The 17,825-nt window shown below is 70.3% G+C and carries 12 protein-coding genes and 1 pseudogene; 12 read left to right on the top strand and 1 reads right to left on the bottom strand.

Annotated features, from left to right (window positions below; translation table 11 throughout):
- Window positions 1–96: 96 nt before the first annotated feature.
- On the top strand, window positions 97–1,395 hold the full coding sequence (gene clpX, locus B9S64_RS09865; RefSeq protein WP_103491235.1) for an ATP-dependent Clp protease ATP-binding subunit ClpX: 1,299 nt from the start codon (window positions 97–99) through the stop codon (window positions 1,393–1,395).
- A 69-nt stretch (window positions 1,396–1,464) separates the two neighbouring features.
- On the opposite strand, the gene B9S64_RS09860 is transcribed toward clpX, so the two are convergent.
- Entirely contained in the window at window positions 1,465–2,451 is a 987-nt protein-coding gene (locus tag B9S64_RS09860) for a hypothetical protein (protein WP_103491236.1), read from the bottom strand.
- Window positions 2,452–2,587: 136 nt separating this feature from the next.
- Between B9S64_RS09860 and B9S64_RS09855 the strand changes: the two genes are divergently transcribed.
- From B9S64_RS09855 to B9S64_RS09805, 11 genes and pseudogenes are all read left to right on the top strand, one after another.
- Window positions 2,588–5,209, top strand: a complete 2,622-nt coding sequence (locus B9S64_RS09855) for a valine--tRNA ligase (protein WP_103491237.1) — start codon at window positions 2,588–2,590, stop codon at window positions 5,207–5,209.
- A 124-nt stretch (window positions 5,210–5,333) separates the two neighbouring features.
- Window positions 5,334–6,857: a folylpolyglutamate synthase/dihydrofolate synthase family protein gene (locus B9S64_RS09850; RefSeq protein WP_028439720.1), complete on the top strand. Its 1,524-nt coding sequence runs from the start codon at window positions 5,334–5,336 to the stop codon at window positions 6,855–6,857.
- 3 nt (window positions 6,858–6,860) lie between these two features.
- Window positions 6,861–7,223, top strand: a complete 363-nt coding sequence (locus B9S64_RS09845; RefSeq protein ID WP_103491238.1) for a DUF4233 domain-containing protein — start codon at window positions 6,861–6,863, stop codon at window positions 7,221–7,223.
- A gap of 95 nt (window positions 7,224–7,318) precedes the next feature.
- Complete coding sequence (gene ndk, locus B9S64_RS09840) at window positions 7,319–7,732, top strand: nucleoside-diphosphate kinase (RefSeq protein ID WP_103491239.1); 414 nt, start codon at window positions 7,319–7,321, stop codon at window positions 7,730–7,732.
- A gap of 294 nt (window positions 7,733–8,026) precedes the next feature.
- Window positions 8,027–9,046, top strand: coding sequence for a rod shape-determining protein (locus B9S64_RS09835; RefSeq protein ID WP_028439723.1), 1,020 nt, complete (start codon window positions 8,027–8,029; stop codon window positions 9,044–9,046).
- A 98-nt stretch (window positions 9,047–9,144) separates the two neighbouring features.
- Window positions 9,145–10,203 (top strand): rod shape-determining protein MreC, encoded by a 1,059-nt coding sequence (mreC, locus tag B9S64_RS09830; protein WP_103491240.1) that lies wholly within the window; start codon window positions 9,145–9,147, stop codon window positions 10,201–10,203.
- An 11-nt stretch (window positions 10,204–10,214) separates the two neighbouring features.
- The gene (gene mreD, locus B9S64_RS09825; RefSeq protein WP_103491241.1) at window positions 10,215–10,874 is read left to right on the top strand and encodes a rod shape-determining protein MreD; all 660 of its coding nucleotides are present in this window, start codon (window positions 10,215–10,217) and stop codon (window positions 10,872–10,874) included.
- Window positions 10,875–11,019: 145 nt separating this feature from the next.
- Window positions 11,020–13,188, top strand: coding sequence for a penicillin-binding protein 2 (gene mrdA / locus B9S64_RS09820; RefSeq protein WP_103491242.1), 2,169 nt, complete (start codon window positions 11,020–11,022; stop codon window positions 13,186–13,188).
- Window positions 13,188–14,378: a rod shape-determining protein RodA gene (gene rodA, locus B9S64_RS09815; RefSeq protein WP_103491243.1), complete on the top strand. Its 1,191-nt coding sequence runs from the start codon at window positions 13,188–13,190 to the stop codon at window positions 14,376–14,378. The genes mrdA and rodA overlap by 1 nt, the downstream gene beginning before the upstream one ends.
- A 109-nt stretch (window positions 14,379–14,487) precedes the next feature.
- A pseudogene (locus B9S64_RS09810) lies at window positions 14,488–15,387 on the top strand (CHAD domain-containing protein); the annotation flags it as partial.
- A 51-nt stretch (window positions 15,388–15,438) separates the two neighbouring features.
- Complete coding sequence (locus B9S64_RS09805; RefSeq protein ID WP_030625837.1) at window positions 15,439–17,364, top strand: TIGR03960 family B12-binding radical SAM protein; 1,926 nt, start codon at window positions 15,439–15,441, stop codon at window positions 17,362–17,364.
- The last annotated feature ends 461 nt before the right edge of the window (window positions 17,365–17,825 follow it).

The raw sequence follows: 17,825 nt of genomic DNA, 5'->3' as shown, positions 1-17,825 counted from the left end.
AGGGGGGCCCGAACGGGGGGCCAGGCAAGGTACCGTCGGATAGAGGCACCAGGAGCCGCTGAACCAGGCTGCTCCCAGGCGAAGGGGAAGCACCTCGTGGCACGCATCGGTGATGGCGGCGACCTGCTCAAGTGCTCGTTCTGCGGAAAGAGCCAGAAGCAGGTGAAGAAGCTCATCGCGGGACCCGGTGTGTACATCTGCGACGAGTGCATCGATCTCTGCAACGAGATCATCGAGGAGGAGCTCGCGGAGAGTTCCGAGGTGCGGTGGGAGGAGCTTCCCAAGCCGCGCGAGATCTACGAGTTCCTCGAGGGGTACGTCGTCGGGCAGGAGCCCGCGAAGAAGGCCCTCTCGGTCGCTGTGTACAACCACTACAAGCGGGTCCAGGCCGGGGAGAACGGCGGCGGCGCGAATCGTGACGACGCGATCGAGCTGGCCAAGTCGAACATCCTGCTGCTGGGCCCCACGGGCTCCGGCAAGACGCTCCTCGCGCAGACCCTGGCCCGTATGCTCAACGTCCCGTTCGCCATCGCGGACGCGACGGCGCTGACGGAGGCCGGCTACGTCGGCGAGGACGTCGAGAACATCCTGCTGAAGCTGATCCAGGCCGCGGACTACGACGTCAAGAAGGCCGAGACCGGGATCATCTACATCGACGAGATCGACAAGGTCGCCCGCAAGAGCGAGAACCCGTCGATCACCCGCGATGTCTCCGGGGAGGGCGTCCAGCAGGCCCTGCTGAAGATCCTGGAGGGCACCACCGCCTCCGTACCGCCGCAGGGCGGACGCAAGCACCCGCACCAGGAGTTCATCCAGATCGACACGACGAACGTGCTGTTCATCGTGGGCGGCGCGTTCTCCGGCCTGGAGAAGATCATCGAGTCGCGGGCCGGCGCCAAGGGCATCGGCTTCGGCGCGACGATCCGCTCCAAGCGGGAGATCCAGGCGAGCGACCAGTTCCAGGAGGTCATGCCGGAGGACCTGGTGAAGTTCGGGATGATCCCCGAGTTCATCGGCCGTCTCCCCGTGCTGACCTCGGTCCACAACCTGGACCGCGAGGCCCTGCTCCAGATCCTGGTCGAGCCGCGCAACGCCCTGGTGAAGCAGTACCAGCGGCTGTTCGAACTCGACGGCGTGGAGCTGGACTTCGAGCGCGAGGCGCTGGAGGCCATCGCGGACCAGGCGATCCTGCGGCAGACCGGCGCGCGCGGCCTGCGCGCGATCATGGAGGAGGTCCTCCAGTCGGTGATGTACGAGGTCCCGTCCCGCAAGGACGTGGCCCGCGTCGTCATCACCCCGGACGTCGTCCGCGACAACGTCAACCCGACGCTGGTCCCGCGCGAGCCGCGCACGATCGGCAAGAACGACGGCGGCCGCCACGAGAAGTCCGCGTAGCGGCACCAGGACACACGCGAAGGGGCGCCCGGCCACCGGCCGGGCGCCCCTTCGCGTGTACCGCGCGTGTCAGATCTTGGTGCGTGAGGTGTTGTAGAGCTTGGTGGCGAGGCCCGCCACCTCGTCCTGCGACATGGACTTGTTCGTCATGGCCGCGCCGATGTCGAAACCGATGACCACACCGACCGTGCTGTAGTCGGCCCAGATGCAGACCGGCATGGTCATCTCCTTGGGGCCCTTCTCCGCGGAGCCGTCGGCCTTGTCGTTGACGATCTTGACGTCCTGACACTTCATCAGTGCCCCGTCGAGACCGGCCGGGGTGACCTTCCTGGGGCTGCCGACCAGGGAACCCTGGGCGTCCTCACTCGCCGCCGCCTCCTGCTTGGCGTTCTCGAAGGAACTGTCGATGGCCTTCTCCGGGTCCCCCACCTCGCCCCAGGTGCCCTGGAGAATCAGCATCTTCGTGGTCAGCGGGTTCGTCGCCAGGTCGCCGCTGAGGTACTGGGCGCCGACCGTCTGCGGGTCCTTGATCCCGGCCGCCTCGGCCTTGGCCTTCTTGTCGCCCTTCAGCGCGGACGACGGCTCCGCCTCGGAGGGATCCTGCTTGTACTCCTCCACCGACGCGGCGGGCGTCAGCTTGTACCCCTTGGTGGAGTCCGCGACGTCGCTGTTGCCGCCCCCGCCGGCCGTCAGGAAGTACACCCCGCCCGCGACGACCGCCAGGGCCACCACGCCCACGCCGATGAGCAGGCCCGTCTTCTTCTTCGGCGCCTCCGGCTGCGGGGGCACCCCGCCGTACCCGGCCTGGCCGCCGTACGGCGGGGCGGGCGGCTGCTGGCCGTACGGGCCGGGCTGCTGCGCCTGCGGGTATCCGTAGCCCGGCTGCGGGGGCTGCTGCGGCGGGACACCCTGCGGGGCCTGCTGCGGGTAGCCGTAACCGGGCTGCGGAGCACCCTGCGGCGGCGGGCCGCCGTACGGGTTCGGCTGCTGGCCGTACGGTCCCGGCTGGCCCTGGGGCGGCGGGCCGCCGTACGGTCCCGGCTGGTTGTGACTCATCAGGATGTCCCCTCCGAATGCTTATGCGTTGCGGACATCCTGACGGAAACGGCGCTGACATGGGGTGTCGCGAGGCACACCGTTACTGAACAAACCCGTTTCAGTGCAGGACTGTGACGGGCCTAAACTGTCCCCCGTGACCGAGAACACTCAGCAGCCGCATGCCAGCAACCCCGAACTGCCGACCCAGTACGTGCCGGCCGACGTAGAGGGGAAGTTGTACGAGCGCTGGGTGGAGCGCGGGTACTTCGAGGCGGACGAGCACAGCGACAAGCCGCCGTACAGCATCGTCATCCCGCCGCCCAACGTCACCGGGTCCCTCCACCTCGGGCACGCCTTCGAGCACACCCTGATCGACGCGCTGGTCCGGCGTAAGCGGATGCAGGGCTTCGAGGCCCTCTACCAGCCGGGCATGGACCACGCCGGCATCGCCACCCAGAACGTCGTCGAGCGGGAGCTGGCCAAGGAGGGCAAGTCCCGCCACGACCTGGGCCGTGAGGCCTTCGTCGAGCGCGTCTGGCAGTGGAAGGACGAGTCGGGCGGCCAGATCTCCGGTCAGATGCGCCGCCTCGGCGAGGGCGTCGACTGGTCCCGTGAGCGCTTCACCATGGACGAGGGCCTGTCCGAGGCCGTCCAGACGGTCTTCAAGCGCATGTACGACGACGAGCTGATCTACCGCGCCGAGCGCATCATCAACTGGTGTCCGCGCTGCCTGACCGCGATCTCCGACATCGAGGTCGAGTACCAGGAGGACGACGGCGAGCTGGTCTCCATGACGTACGGCGAGGGCGAGGAGACCATCGTCGTCGCCACCACCCGCGCCGAGACGATGCTCGGGGACACCGCGGTCGCCGTCCACCCCGACGACGAGCGCTACCGGCACCTCGTCGGCCGGCGGATCAAGCTGCCGCTCACCGACCGCACCATCCCCGTCGTCGCCGACCACCACGTCGACCCGTCGTTCGGCACCGGCGCGGTCAAGGTGACCCCCGCGCACGACCCCAACGACTTCGAGATCGGCCGGCGCCACGACCTGCCGAACATCGCCGTCATGGACGAGCGCGCCGTCATCACCGTCCCCGGCCCCTTCGAGGGCCTGGACCGGCTGGAGGCCCGCTCCGCCATCGTCGCCGCCCTGCGCGCCGAGGGCCGGATCGTCGCCGAGAAGCGGCCCTACGTCCACTCGGTGGGCCACTGCTCGCGCTGCAAGACCACCATCGAGCCGCGCCTGTCCCTCCAGTGGTGGGTCAAGGTCGCCCCGCTGGCGAAGGCCGCCGGTGACGCCGTCCGCGACGGCAAGGTCGCGATCCACCCGCAGGAGATGGAGAAGCGCTACTTCGACTGGGTCGACAACCTCCACGACTGGTGCATCTCACGCCAGCTCTGGTGGGGCCACCGCATCCCCGTCTGGTACGGCCCGAACGGCGAGGTCGTCTGCGTCGGCCCGGACGACGAGGCGCCCACCGGCGAGGGCTGGACGCAGGACAACGACGTCCTGGACACCTGGTTCTCCTCCGGCCTGTGGCCGTTCTCCACGCTCGGCTGGCCCGAACGGACCGACAGCCTCGCGAAGTTCTACCCGAACTCGGTCCTGGTCACCGGCTACGACATCCTCTTCTTCTGGGTCGCCCGGATGATGATGTTCGGCCTGTACGTCAACGACGGCGTCCCGCCGTTCTCCACCATCGTCCTGCACGGCATGGTCCGCGACGAGCACGGCAAGAAGATGTCGAAGTCCTTCGGCAACGTGGTCAACCCGCTGGACTGGATGGACACGTACGGCTCCGACGCGCTGCGCTTCACCCTCGCGCGCGGCGCCAACCCGGGCACCGACGTCCCGATCGGTGAGGACTGGGTCCAGGGGTCGGCGAAGTTCTCCAACAAGATCTGGAACGCCACCCGCTTCGCCCTGATGAACGGCGCCACGATCGAGGGCGAACTGCCGTCGGCCGAGGAGATGTCGGTCACCGACCGCTGGATCCTCTCGCGCCTGAACCGCACGGTCGCGGACGTCGACGCGTACTACGACGACTTCCAGTTCGCCAAGATCAGCGAGTCCCTGCGCCACTTCGCCTGGGACGAGGTCTTCGACTGGTACGTCGAGCTGTCCAAGACCACGTTCTTCGCCGGCGGCCGCCCGGCCGAGGTCTCGGGCCGGGTCCTCGGCGAGGTCCTCGACGTGATGCTCCGCCTGCTGCACCCGATCGTGCCGTTCGTCACCGAGGCGCTGTGGACCGCGCTCACCGGCCGGGAGTCCGTCGTCGTCGCGGACTGGCCGACCGACTCGGGCTTCCGCGACGACGCGGCCGAGCAGGAGATCGAGCTCGTCCAGCAGGTCGTCACCGAGGTCCGCCGCTTCCGCAACGACCAGGGCCTCCAGCCCGGCCAGAAGGTCCCGGCCGAGCTGACCCTGACCGGTACGGCGCTCGCCCCGCACGAGGCGGCCATCCGCCAGCTGCTGCGCCTCCAGCCCGCCGGGGACGGGTTCCAGGCCACCGCGTCGCTGCCGGTCGCCGGGGCCACCGTGGCCCTCGACCTGTCCGGCACCATCGACGTCGCGGCCGAGCGCAAGCGGCTGACCAAGGACCTGGAGGCGGCCGGCAAGGAGAAGGCGCAGGCCACCGGCAAGCTCGGCAACGAGGCCTTCCTGGCCAAGGCGCCGGACAACGTGGTCGACAAGATCCGTGGCCGGCTCGCCAAGGCCGAGGCCGACATCGAGCGGATCACCGCCCAGCTGGCGAAGCTGCCGCAGGGCTGACACCCGTACACGGAGCCCCGTGCGCCCGGCCCCGGCCGGGGGAGCGCGGGGGCTCCGCCGTGCGGGGACGGGCCAGGCGCCGGGCGCCGCGCACACCGGCGGCGCCCATCCGTAGACTGGCCCTGTGAGTGAGCCCCGCCCTTCAGACCGGCACGACGCGTCCGATCCCGACGACACCTTCGCGGAGATCGTCGACGAGGAGACCCAGCGCGACCCCGACCTGGCGGTGATCGAGGCCGGGAGCCGCACGCTGCGCACCCAGGGAGGCCCGGCGCCGGCCGACGCGGTCCCCGCCCGCCCCGCCGATCCCGAGACCGACAGGGCGCTGCGCGCCGTGGAGGAGGAGCTCGCGGGCCGCTGGGGCGAGACCAAGCTCGAACCCTCGGTGACCCGTATCGCGGCCCTCATGGACGTGCTCGGGGAGCCGCAGCGCGCCTACCCCTCGATCCACATCACGGGGACCAACGGCAAGACCAGCACGGCCCGCATGATCGAGGCCCTGCTCGGCGCCCTCGACCTGCGCACCGGCCGCTACACCTCGCCGCACGTCCAGTCGATCACCGAGCGGATCAGCCTGGACGGCGCCCCGATCACGGCCGAGCGCTTCATCGAGACGTACGAGGACGTCAAGCCGTACGTCGAGATGGTCGACGCCCAGCAGCCCTACCGCCTCTCCTTCTTCGAGGTGATGACGGGCATGGCGTACGCGGCGTTCGCCGACGCGCCCGTGGACGTCGCCGTCGTCGAGGTCGGCATGGGCGGCACCTGGGACGCGACCAACGTCATCGACGGCTCGGTCGCCGTCGTCACCCCCATCGCGCTGGACCACACCGACCGGCTGGGCTCCACCCCGGCCGAGATCGCCGGAGAGAAGTCCGGAGTGATCAAGCAGGGCGCGACGGTGATCCTGGCCCAGCAGCCGGTCGACGCCGCTCAGGTCATGCTGAAGAAGGCCGTCGAGGTGGACGCCACGGTGGCCCGCGAGGGCATGGAGTTCGGCGTCGTCTCCCGTGAGATCGCGGTCGGCGGCCAGCTCCTGACGCTCCGGGGCCTCGGCGGCGAGTACGACACCGTCTTCCTGCCGCTGTACGGCGCCCACCAGGCACACAACGCGGCGGTCGCCCTCGCCGCCGTCGAGGCGTTCTTCGGCATCGGCGCGGAGCAGGCCCGCGGCCTCGACATCGAGGCGGTGCGCAAGGCCTTCGCCTCGGTGCTCTCGCCGGGCCGCCTCGAAGTCGTCCGCTCCAGCCCGACCGTCGTGCTGGACGCCGCCCACAACCCGGCAGGTGCCCGCGCCGCCGCGGAGGGCGTCTCGGAGGCGTTCAGCTTCTCCCGGCTGATCGGGGTCGTCGGCGCCAGCGACGGCAAGGACGTGCGCGGCCTCCTCGAAGCCTTCGAGCCGGTCTTCGCCGAGGTCGTCGTCACGCAGAACTCCAGCGGGCGCGCCATGGACGCGGACGCGCTGGCGGCCGTGGCCGTCGAGGTCTTCGGCCAGGACCGCGTCCAGGTCGAACCCCGTCTGGACGACGCGCTGGAGGCGGCCATCACCCTCGCCGAGGAAGAGGCCGAGTACGCGGGCGCCGGGGTCCTGGTGACCGGATCCGTGATCACGGTCGGCGAGGCCCGTCTCCTCCTGGGAAGGCACTGACCTGTGCGTACGCTCTGTGCATCCACGCTGATCAGCGAGTTCCTGGTGATCGGGTTCGCCGGGCTGGTCGCGATGAAGTCCGACGACCTGTCCATGGGCACCGTCTGGACGGTCTGCGGCATCGGCATGCTGCTGTCCGTCCTGCTCTGCGGGATGCTCACCCGGCCCGGCGGTCTCCAGCTCGGCTGGGCCCTCCAGATCGCCCTGCTGCTGAGCGGCTTCTTCGTCCCGGTGATGTTCATCCTCGGCGTGGCCTTCATCGCCCTGTGGTGGGCGTCGATCCACTACGGCCGGAAGATCGACGAGGCGAAGGCCCGCTGGGCGGCACTCGCCGAGGAACCGGAGAACACCGAAGCCCCGGCCTGAGGATGACGCAGGGTAAACCCGGTCGTCCGCCCGTTTCCGTACCCCTGTAATCTCAGGGCGCTCACCCGCACCGCCACGTACGCCAGGAGCCGCACATGACCCAGCGCACCCTCGTCCTTCTCAAGCCCGACGCCGTCCGGCGCGGACTGATCGGCGAGATCGTCGGCCGCATCGAGCGCAAGGCGGGCTGGACGATCACCGCGCTGGAGCTGCGGACCCTCGACCAGGAGACCCTGGAGCAGCACTACGGCGAGCACAAGGGCCGCCCCTTCTACGAGCCGCTCCTCACCTTCATGGCCTCCGGCCCGGTCGTCGCCCTGGTCGCCGAGGGCGAGCGGATCATCGAGGGCGTCCGCGCGCTCGCCGGCCCGACCGACCCGATCGCCGCCGCGCCCGGGTCCATCCGCGGTGATTTCGGCACGATCACCCGCGAGAACCTCATCCACGCCTCGGACTCCGAGGAGTCCGCGGAGCGAGAACTGAAACTGTTCTTCCCGGGACTTTCCTGACACCGGCTCGGCCAATCAGCGCTGGGTACCTGGGGCGACCGAAGGAATTCGGTCGCCCTTCGGCATAGGGTCACGTGTCGCGGGAACGCATCCCCCCGACGTAACGTCACCATGGGTGGAACGAGTAGCTGTTCCACCCGCGAAAGGCGAAGGACCCTCGCGCTGTGTCCGTGCATACGGCACTACGATGGAAGCTTCCACGCCCGCAGCGCCAACCCTCGCCTACCTGGAACAAGCCATTTTCCGCTTCCTGGGAAGGCCCGACGCATCCTCATGGGGAACAAGGGGAACTCAATGTCGTTCATCGGCCGTGACATGGCTATCGACCTCGGGACTGCCAACACGCTGGTGTACGTCAGGGGGCGCGGCATCGTGATGAACGAGCCGTCCGTCGTGGCCATCAACACCAACACCGGCGGAATCCTGGCGGTCGGCGCCGAGGCCAAGAAGATGATCGGGCGGACGCCGGGCAACATCGTTGCCGTACGCCCGCTGAAGGACGGCGTGATCGCCGACTTCGAGATCACGGAGCGCATGCTCCGCTACTTCATCCTCAAGGTGCACAAGCGCCGCTACCTGGCCCGCCCGCGGGTCGTCGTCTGCGTGCCCTCCGGTATCACCGGGGTCGAGCGACGCGCCGTCATCGAGGCGTCCACCCAGGCCGGGGCCCGCCAGGTGCACATCATCGAGGAGCCCATGGCCGCCGCCATCGGCTCGGGGCTGCCCGTCCACGAGGCCACCGGCAACATGGTCGTGGACATCGGCGGCGGCACCACCGAGGTCGCCGTGATCTCGCTCGGCGGGATCGTCACCGCCCAGTCGATCCGGGTCGCCGGTGACGAACTGGACAACGCGATCATCCAGCACATCAAGAAGGAGTACTCCCTCCTCCTCGGCGAGCGCACCTCCGAGCAGATCAAGATCACGATCGGTTCGGCGTACGACCTCGGCAAGGACGAGCACACCGAGATCCGGGGCCGCGACCTCGTCTCCGGGCTGCCCAAGACCGTGGTCGTCTCGGCGGGCGAGGTCCGCAAGGCCATCGAGGAACCGGTCAACGCCATCGTCGACGCCGTGAAGACGACCCTCGACAAGTGCCCGCCGGAGCTGTCCGGCGACATCATGGACCGGGGCATCGTGCTCACCGGCGGCGGCGCGCTCCTGCGCGGCCTCGACGAGCGGCTGCGCAACGAGACCGGCATGCCCATCCACATCGCCGAGGACCCGCTGGACTCGGTGGCGCTCGGATCCGGCAAGTGCGTCGAGGAGTTCGAGGCGCTCCAGCAGGTGCTGGACGCCCAGCCCCGACGCTAGAACCCGGGCGTTCCGCCGTACGGGCACCGCCGTGCCCCTGCGGCGGAACGCCGCCCTCCAGCACGAACATTCCGACGAGGAAGGCACGGCCGCCGCACGTGAGGGACACACGAGAGAGCCGGCTGCTCCTGGTGCTGCTGATCGCCATCGCATTCGCCCTGATCACGGTGGACATCCGCGGAGGCGAGGCGTCACCGGTGGACGGTGCCCGGCAGGCAGCCGCCACGGTCTTCGGGCCGGTCGAGAACGGCGTCGCGGCGGCGGTGGACCCGGTGGGCAACGCCATCGGCGCCGTACGGGACTCCGGCGACCGGCACGACCGGATCGCGGCCCTGGAGCACGAGAACGCCGCACTGAAGACCAAGCTCGGCAGCGACGACCGCAACAGCAGCAAGGTCCGCCAGCTCGACTCCATGCTCAAGACCGCGGGCGCCGGCCAGTACGGCATCAAGGCAGCCCAGGTCGTCGCTATCGGAGCGGCCCAGGGCTTCTCCTGGACGATCACCATCGACGCCGGGGCCAACGACGGCCTCAAGCGCGACATGACCGTACTGAACGGGGAGGGGCTCGTCGGGCGCGTCACCACCGTCGGTCCGAACACCGCGACGGTGCTGCTGGCCAACGACCCCGACTTCACCGTGGGCACCCGGCTGGAGAAGACCGACGAGCTCGGCTTCGCCAACGGACAGGGTTCCCGGCCGCTCTCGGTCCAGTTCCTCAACGGCAAGGCCGACGTGAAGAAGGGCGACCGGCTCGTCACCTTCGGGTCCAGCAACGACAAGCCCTTCGTGCCGGGCGTCCCGGTCGGTGAGGTCGTCCGTGTCGACCCGTCCGGCGGCGACCTGACGCGCACCGTCTACGTCCGCCCGTTCGTCGGCTTCACCAAGCTCGACGTCGTGGGCATCGTGGTCCAGGCACCCCGTCTGAACCCCCGCGACCTCGTGCTGCCGGCCCAGCCCAAGAAGCCCGCGAAGCCCAAGCCCACCCCCACCGTGACCGTCACCCTCCAGCCCAACGGCGACCTCGTCGACGGCAACGGCAAGGTCGTCGGAAACGCCAACGAGAGCCCCGGCACGGACACCTCGGGCGACACCGAGGCCGCCGCGGGCGGCGACGCCGACACCGCCGCCGGTGACACGGCGAACGAGCAGGAATAGAGCTGATCCCCATGCGCATCCAACGGACCGTGCTCTCCGTCGTCCTCGTCGTGGTCGCCCTCGTCGTCCAGGTCTCCGTACTCGCGCGCCTCCAGCTCCCCGGCGCCACCCCCGACCTGCTGCTCCTGGTCGTCCTCGGCCTGGCCTTCGTCTACGGGCACGTCGCCGGGGCCCTCATCGGCTTCGGCGCGGGCCTGCTCGCCGACCTGGCCCCGCCCGCCGACCACGCCGCCGGACGCTACGCCCTGGTGCTCTGCGTCATCGGCTACCTCGCCGGGCTGGCCCGCCCCACCAACGGCCAGCTCAAGTCGGCCCTCACCCCGATGGCCGTCGTCGTCGCGGCCGCCCTCGGCTCGACCCTCCTGTACGCCGGGGTCGGCGCCCTGGTCAACGACACGGCGGCCCGCCACGTGGGGCTGGGCAGCCTGATGCTCACCGCCGCGCTGTACGACCTGCTGCTCGCGCCCTTCACGGTCCCGCTGATCATGGCGCTCGCCAGACGGACCGAGAACGACCCGGTCACCGAGAGCTCCCGCGGCGACGTCGCCACGGGCTGGCTGGCCTCCGGCACGGGACTGCGGATCGGCGGCCAGCAGAACGGACTGCGGGTGAGGGCGGCCCGCGGCCGCGCCGCCCGGGCGGGCAGGATCAAGGGGGTCAAGCGCCTGTGACACCCCCTCAGCACCGGACCCCGGCCCCCGGCCGCCCCGGCGACCCCCGTACCCCCGGCCGACACCGGGGGCGCCCCGTGAGGCTGTTGTCTTCCGGGGGCGACCCCCGTACCCCCGGCCGATCCACCACCACCGGGGGCGCCCCGTGAGCAATATTCCGGAGACGGGCCGGACCCAGCGGGTCCAGATCCGCCTCGTCGTCATCCAGATCCTCGTCTTCTCCCTGCTCCTCACCCTCGGCGGCCGGCTCTGGTACCTCCAGATCCGCAACGGCCAGGAGTACACCGACGAGGCGAAGAACAACCACGTCCAGCAGGTCGTCCAGCCCGCCGTCCGCGGGTCCATCCTCGACGCGCGCGGCGTGCCGCTCGCCGACAACGAGACCCGGCTCGTCGTCTCCGCCAGCCGCACCGAGCTGCTGAAGATGAAGGACGACGGCGTCGGGGTGCTCACCCGGCTCGCCGAAGTCCTGCACATGGAGCCCAAGGACGTCATGGACAAGGTCCGGCTCTGCGACGCCAAGACCCCGCAGCCCTGCTGGAACGGTTCGCCCTACCAGCCGATCCCGGTCACCGACGAGGCCACCACCCAGCAGGCCCTCCAGATCCACGAGCGCGCCGAGGACTTCCCCGGCATCACCGCCGAACCCACCGCCGTACGCCGCTACGCCGCGCCCGGCAAGGCCAACACCTCCCAGGTCCTCGGCTACCTCTCGCCCGTCACGGACGAGGAACTGACCAAGGCCCAGGACACCGACTCGCCCTACCTCCGCTCCGACCAGGTCGGCCGCTCCGGCCTGGAGCGCACCTACGACAAGGAGCTGCGCGGCAAGGCGGGCGTCACCCGCTACGAGGTGGACAACCTCGGCCGCGTCATCGGGCAGGCGCAGAACGACGAGGCCGAGCCCGGCGCCAGCGTCATCACCTCCATCGACGCCCGCGTCCAGGCGGTCGCCGAGTACGAGCTGAACGGGGCGATGGAGGCGGCCCGCAAGGAGATGGACCGCAACACCAACGAGCTGTACAAGGCCGACTCCGGCGCCGTCGTCGTCATGGAGGCCAAGACCGGCCGCGTCGTGGCCATGGCCTCCCTGCCCACCTACGACCCCAACTCCTGGGTCGGCGGCATCTCCGCCAAGGACTACGCCAAGCTCACCGGCAAGAAGTCCAACTTCCCGCTGCTGAACCGGGCCATCCAGGGCACCTCGGCACCCGGCTCGATCTTCAAGGTCATCTCCTCGACCGCCGCGGTCAACGCCGGGTACCCGTTCGACGGCAACTACCCCTGCCCGAGCTCGTACTCCATCGGCAACCAGACCTTCAAGAACTTCGAGTCCCAGGGCTACGGCGACATCACCATCGGCCGCGCCCTGGAGGTCTCCTGCGACACCGTCTACTACGGCCTCGCCCACAAGGAGTGGGAGAAGGACGGCGGGAACAAGCCCAAGAAGAACCCGAACGACTGGTTCTACAAGACCGCCCACCAGTTCGGCCTCGGCAAGGAGACCGGCATCGACCTCCCCAACGAGGTCTCCGGCCGCGTCCCCGACCGCCAATGGAAGCAGGACTTCTACGACGCCAACAAGGACGCCTGGTGCAAGCAGGGCAAGAAGGACGGCACCTACGTCGAGAAGATCGCGTACGAGGGCTGCGTCGAGGGCTACAAGATGCGCGCCGGTGACTCCGTCAACTACTCGATCGGCCAGGGCGACACCCTCGTCACACCGATCCAGATGGCCACCATCTACGCCGCCATCTCCAACGGCGGCACCCTCTACGACCCGACCGTCGGCAAGGCGATCGTCAGCGGCGACGGCAAGACGGTCCAGGAGATCAAGCCTCAGGCGCACGGCAAGCTGCCGCTCAAGGGCGACACGCGCGACAAGATAGACCAAGCCCTCGCGGGAGTCGCGACCCAGGGCAGCGCCGCCTGGCGATTCGGCGGATGGCCCCAGGACAAGATCCCGATGCACGCCAAGACGGGCACGGCGGAGGTCTACGGCAAGCAGACGACCTCCTGGTTCGCCACCTACACCAAGGACTACTCGATCGTCATGACGATCTCCCAGGGTGGTACCGGTTCCGGTGCCTCCGGCCCCGCCGTGCGCAACATCTACAACGCGCTCTACGGACTGGACGCCTCCGGCAACCAGGACACCAAGAAGGCCCTGCTGCCCCAGCCCCAGAAGGGACTGCCGACGATCAGGTCCGACGGGTCGATCGTCGCCCCGAAGATCAAGCCGTACGCCCCCGCGCTGCCCGCCGACGACACACAGACGCTCGCCCTCGCCGGGACCCCGGGGAGGCGGGACTGATGGCAGGCTTCTCCGTCTCGCGCTACGCCCCGGAGCGTTCCACCTGGGGCAAGATCGTCGCCCGTGACTCCGTCGTCCGGCGGCTGGACTGGCCGCTGCTCGGCTCCGCGGTCGCGCTGTCCTTCGTCGGGTCGCTGCTGATCTGGTCGGCGACCCGCGGCCGTGACTCGCTGACCCACGGCGACCCGTACTACTTCCTGTTCCGGCACGTCCTCAACACCGGTATCGGCCTGGCGCTGATGATCGGCACCATCTGGCTCGGGCACCGCACCCTGCGCGGCGCGGTCCCGTTCCTGTACGGCATCTCGATCCTGCTCATCCTCGCCGTCCTCACCCCGCTCGGCGCCACCGTCAACGGCGCGCACGCCTGGATCATCATCGGCGGCGGGTTCTCCCTCCAGCCCTCCGAGTTCATCAAGATCACGATCATCCTCGGCATGGCGATGCTGCTCGCCGCCCGCGTCGACGCGGGCGACCAGCTGTACCCCGACCACCGCTCGGTCGCCAAGGCACTCGGCCTCGCGCTCCTGCCGATGGCCATCATCATGCTGATGCCCGACCTCGGCTCCGTCATGGTCATGGCCGTCGTCGTGCTCGGTGTCCTCCTCGCCTCCGGGGCGTCCAACCGCTGGATCTTCGGTCTCCTCGGGACGGGCACGGCCGGAGCGCTGGCCGTCTGGCAGCTCGGGCTCCTCGACGACTACCAGATCGCCCGGTTCGCCGCCTTCGCCAACCCGGCCCTGGACCCCGCCGGGGTCGGCTACAACACCAACCAGGCCCGTATCGCCATCGGTTCCGGCGGACTCACCGGGACCGGCCTCTTCCAGGGCTCGCAGACCACCGGCCAGTTCGTCCCCGAGCAGCAGACCGACTTCGTCTTCACGGTCGCGGGCGAGGAACTCGGCTTCGTCGGCGCCGGTCTGATCATCGCGCTGCTGGGGGTCGTCCTGTGGCGCGCCTGCCGGATCGCCCGCGAGACGACCGAGCTGTACGGGACGATCGTCGCCGCCGGGATCATCGCCTGGTTCGCCTTCCAGGCCTTCGAGAACATCGGGATGACCCTCGGCATCATGCCCGTGGCGGGGCTGCCGCTGCCCTTCGTGTCGTACGGCGGATCGTCGATGTTCGCCGTCTGGGTCGCGGTCGGGCTGCTCCAGTCGATCCGGGTGCAACGGCCGATCACGGCCTGAGCGGGCGCCTCCGCCGTGGCGGGACCCCGGACCCCGGGGAAGGATGAACCCCATGGCGGACGCGGAACGCGGAACCGGCCCGGAGCCGGAGCGGCGGCGGGGACACGGGCCGGAGAGGGCCCCGCGCACCGCCGGCGACCATGTGCTCGCCTACGTACGCCGGCAGGTCGCGGCCCTCGTCCGGCTCGACCCCGCCGTACGCCGTGACCTGCCCGACTCCGTGCACCGGATGCGGGTGGCCACCCGCCGGCTGCGCGGCGCCCTGCGGACCTACCGCGCGGTGCTCGACCCGGACGCCACCGGGCCGGTCCGCGACGAACTGAAGTGGCTGGCCGCCGAACTCGGCACCGAGCGCGACCGGGAAGTCCTCGACGCGCGCCTCCACGCCCGGATCGACGCCGCCCCCCGCACCGACCTCCTCGGCCCCGTGCGGGCCCGGCTGACGCTCTCCTCGGCCGCCCGGCGCGCCGAGGCACGGCACCGGCTGCTGTCCGTACTCGAAGGGGAGCGCTACCTCGCCCTCCTCGACGCCCTGGACGCCCTCCTCGCCGACCCGCCGCTGCTGCCGCGTGCCGGCCGGGCCCCCGAGGACGTCCTGCCCCGCGCCGTGCTGAAGGAGTACCGGCGCCTGGCCGCGAGGATCCGGCACGCCCAGGAACAGCCGCCCGGCCCCGGCCGCGACAGGGCCCTGCACGACGCCCGCAAGGCCGCCAAACGCGTCCGGTACGCCGCCGAGGCCGCCCGGCCCGCCCTGGGCCACCCCGCCAAGCGGTTCGCCGCACGGATGAAGACGGTCCAGAAGGTCCTCGGCGACCACCAGGACAGCGTCGTCGCCCGGGACGCCCTGCGCACCCTCGCCGTCCAGGCGCACGGCGCTGGGGAGTCCGCGTTCACCTGGGGCCTGCTGTACGGGCGGGAGGAGGCGGCCGCGGCCGCACGTGAACGCGAGCTGCCCCGGGTCTGGGCCCGCGCCTCGCGCCCCGGGCCGCGGAAGGCGCTGGAGGGCTGAGCCGCACGGTAGGCTCAAGGGTCACCCCTGCCAGCTCACGAAGGTCCTCAGATGTCTGCCGAGTCGGTCTTCCCACAGCTCGAAGCTCTGCTCCCGCATGTGCAGAAGCCCATCCAGTACGTCGGCGGCGAGCTGAACTCCACCGTCAAACCGTGGGACGAGAGCGACGTCCGCTGGGCGCTGATGTACCCCGACGCCTACGAGGTGGGGCTCCCCAACCAGGGCGTCATGATCCTCTACGAGGTGCTCAACGAGCGGGACGGCGTGCTGGCCGAGCGGACCTACAGCGTCTGGCCGGACCTCGAAGAGCTGATGCGCGAGCACAAGGTGCCGCAGTTCACCGTGGACAGCCACCGGCCCGTCGGCGCCTTCGACGTGTTCGGGCTGAGCTTCTCCACCGAGCTCGGCTACACCAACATGCTCACGGCCCTGGACCTGGCGGGCATCCCGCTGGACGCCAAGGACCGGACCGTCGACCACCCGATCGTGCTGGCCGGCGGCCACGCCGCGTTCAACCCCGAGCCGATCGCGGACTTCATCGACTGCGCGGTCATCGGCGACGGCGAGCAGGCCGTCCTGGAGATCACCGAGATCGTCCGCGCCTGGAAGGCCGAGGGGCGCCCCGGAGGCCGCGAGGAGGTGCTGTTCCGGCTGGCGAGGACGGGTGGCGTCTACGTCCCCGGCTTCTACGACGTCGAGTACCTGCCGGACGGCCGCATCGGCCGCGTCGTCCCCAACCGGTCCGGTGTGCCGTGGCGCGTCTCCAAGCACACCGTCATGGACCTCGACGAATGGCCGTACCCGAAGCAGCCCCTCGTCCCGCTCGCCGAGACCGTCCACGAGCGGATGTCCGTCGAGATCTTCCGAGGCTGCACCCGCGGCTGCCGTTTCTGCCAGGCCGGCATGATCACGCGCCCCGTGCGGGAGCGAAGCATCACCGGCATCGGCGAGATGGTCGAGAAGGGCCTCAAGGCCACCGGCTTCGAGGAGGTCGGCCTCCTCTCGCTCTCCTCCGCGGACCACACCGAGATCGGGGAGATCGCCAAGGGCCTCGCCGACCGGTACACCGAGGACAAGATCGGCCTCTCGCTGCCCTCCACCCGCGTCGACGCCTTCAACGTGGACCTGGCCAACGAGCTGACCCGCAACGGCCGCAGGTCCGGTCTCACCTTCGCCCCCGAGGGCGGCTCCGAGCGCATGCGCAAGGTCATCAACAAGATGGTCTCGGAGGAGGACCTGATCCGCACGGTCGCCACCGCCTACGGCAACGGCTGGCGCCAGGTGAAGCTGTACTTCATGTGCGGCCTGCCCACCGAGACCGACGAGGACGTCCTCCAGATCGGTGACATGGCGGTCAACGTGATCGCCAAGGGCCGCGAGGTCTCCGGCCAGAACGACATCCGCTGCACCGTCTCCATCGGCGGGTTCGTGCCGAAGCCGCACACCCCCTTCCAGTGGGCGCCCCAGCTGGGCGTCGAGGAGACCGACGCCCGGCTGGCCAAGCTCCGCGACAAGATCCGCGGCGACAAGAAGTACGGCCGCTCCATCGGCTTCCGCTACCACGACGGCAAGCCCGGCATCGTCGAGGGCCTGCTCTCCCGGGGCGACCGCCGGGTCGGCGCCGTCATCCGCGCCGTCTACGAGTCCGGCGGCCGCTTCGACGGCTGGCGCGAGCACTTCAGCTACGACCTGTGGATGAAGTGCGCCGAGCGGACCCTGCCGGACGCCGGCGTGGACGTCGACTGGTACACCACCCGCGAGCGGACGTACGAGGAGGTCCTGCCCTGGGACCACCTGGACTCCGGCCTCGACAAGGACTGGCTCTGGGAGGACTGGCAGGACGCCCTCGACGAGACCGAGGTCGAGGACTGCCGCTGGACGCCGTGCTTCGACTGCGGGGTCTGCCCGCAGATGGACACCAGCATCCAGATCGGCCCCACCGGCAAGAAGCTGCTGCCGCTCACCGTGGTCAAGTAGCACCCGCGGAACACCCGGGCGACGGCCCGGTGACGAACGCCCGGCCCGGCACCGCCCGGTCCGGGCGTTCGTGTCCCGTACGGGTCCGGACCGGTCCGGGTGTTCGTGTCGCGTACGGTCTGGACAGGTCCGGGCGTCCGTGTCGCCGCGCGCGGCCCGTGAAGCGCCTGCCTCCGCACCGGGCACGCGGCACGCCGGGACGCCCGCCGGGTCCGGCTGGGAACGCCGCAGGTCACGCCAGTGCGGGAACGCGACGGGTGTGCTGCGCGTACCCTGGGTAGGACAACGACTGTCCCCAGTGCGGCGCCCGCACCAGAGTTCTCCCCGACCGCCAGGCGGGGGTGAGCCGGAGCGGCACCCCGGGGAACCCCGTACTTCGTGGGCGGTACGCCACCGCGTCCGCCCCGCACCGAGGAGAAGAACCACTGGGCAAGCGACAGCCCGAAGGCCCGCCGCCCGCA

The organism is Streptomyces sp. SM18 (assembly GCF_002910775.2).
Lineage (GTDB): Bacteria > Actinomycetota > Actinomycetes > Streptomycetales > Streptomycetaceae > Streptomyces > Streptomyces halstedii.
This window is presented reverse-complemented; position numbering and strand designations above follow the sequence as displayed.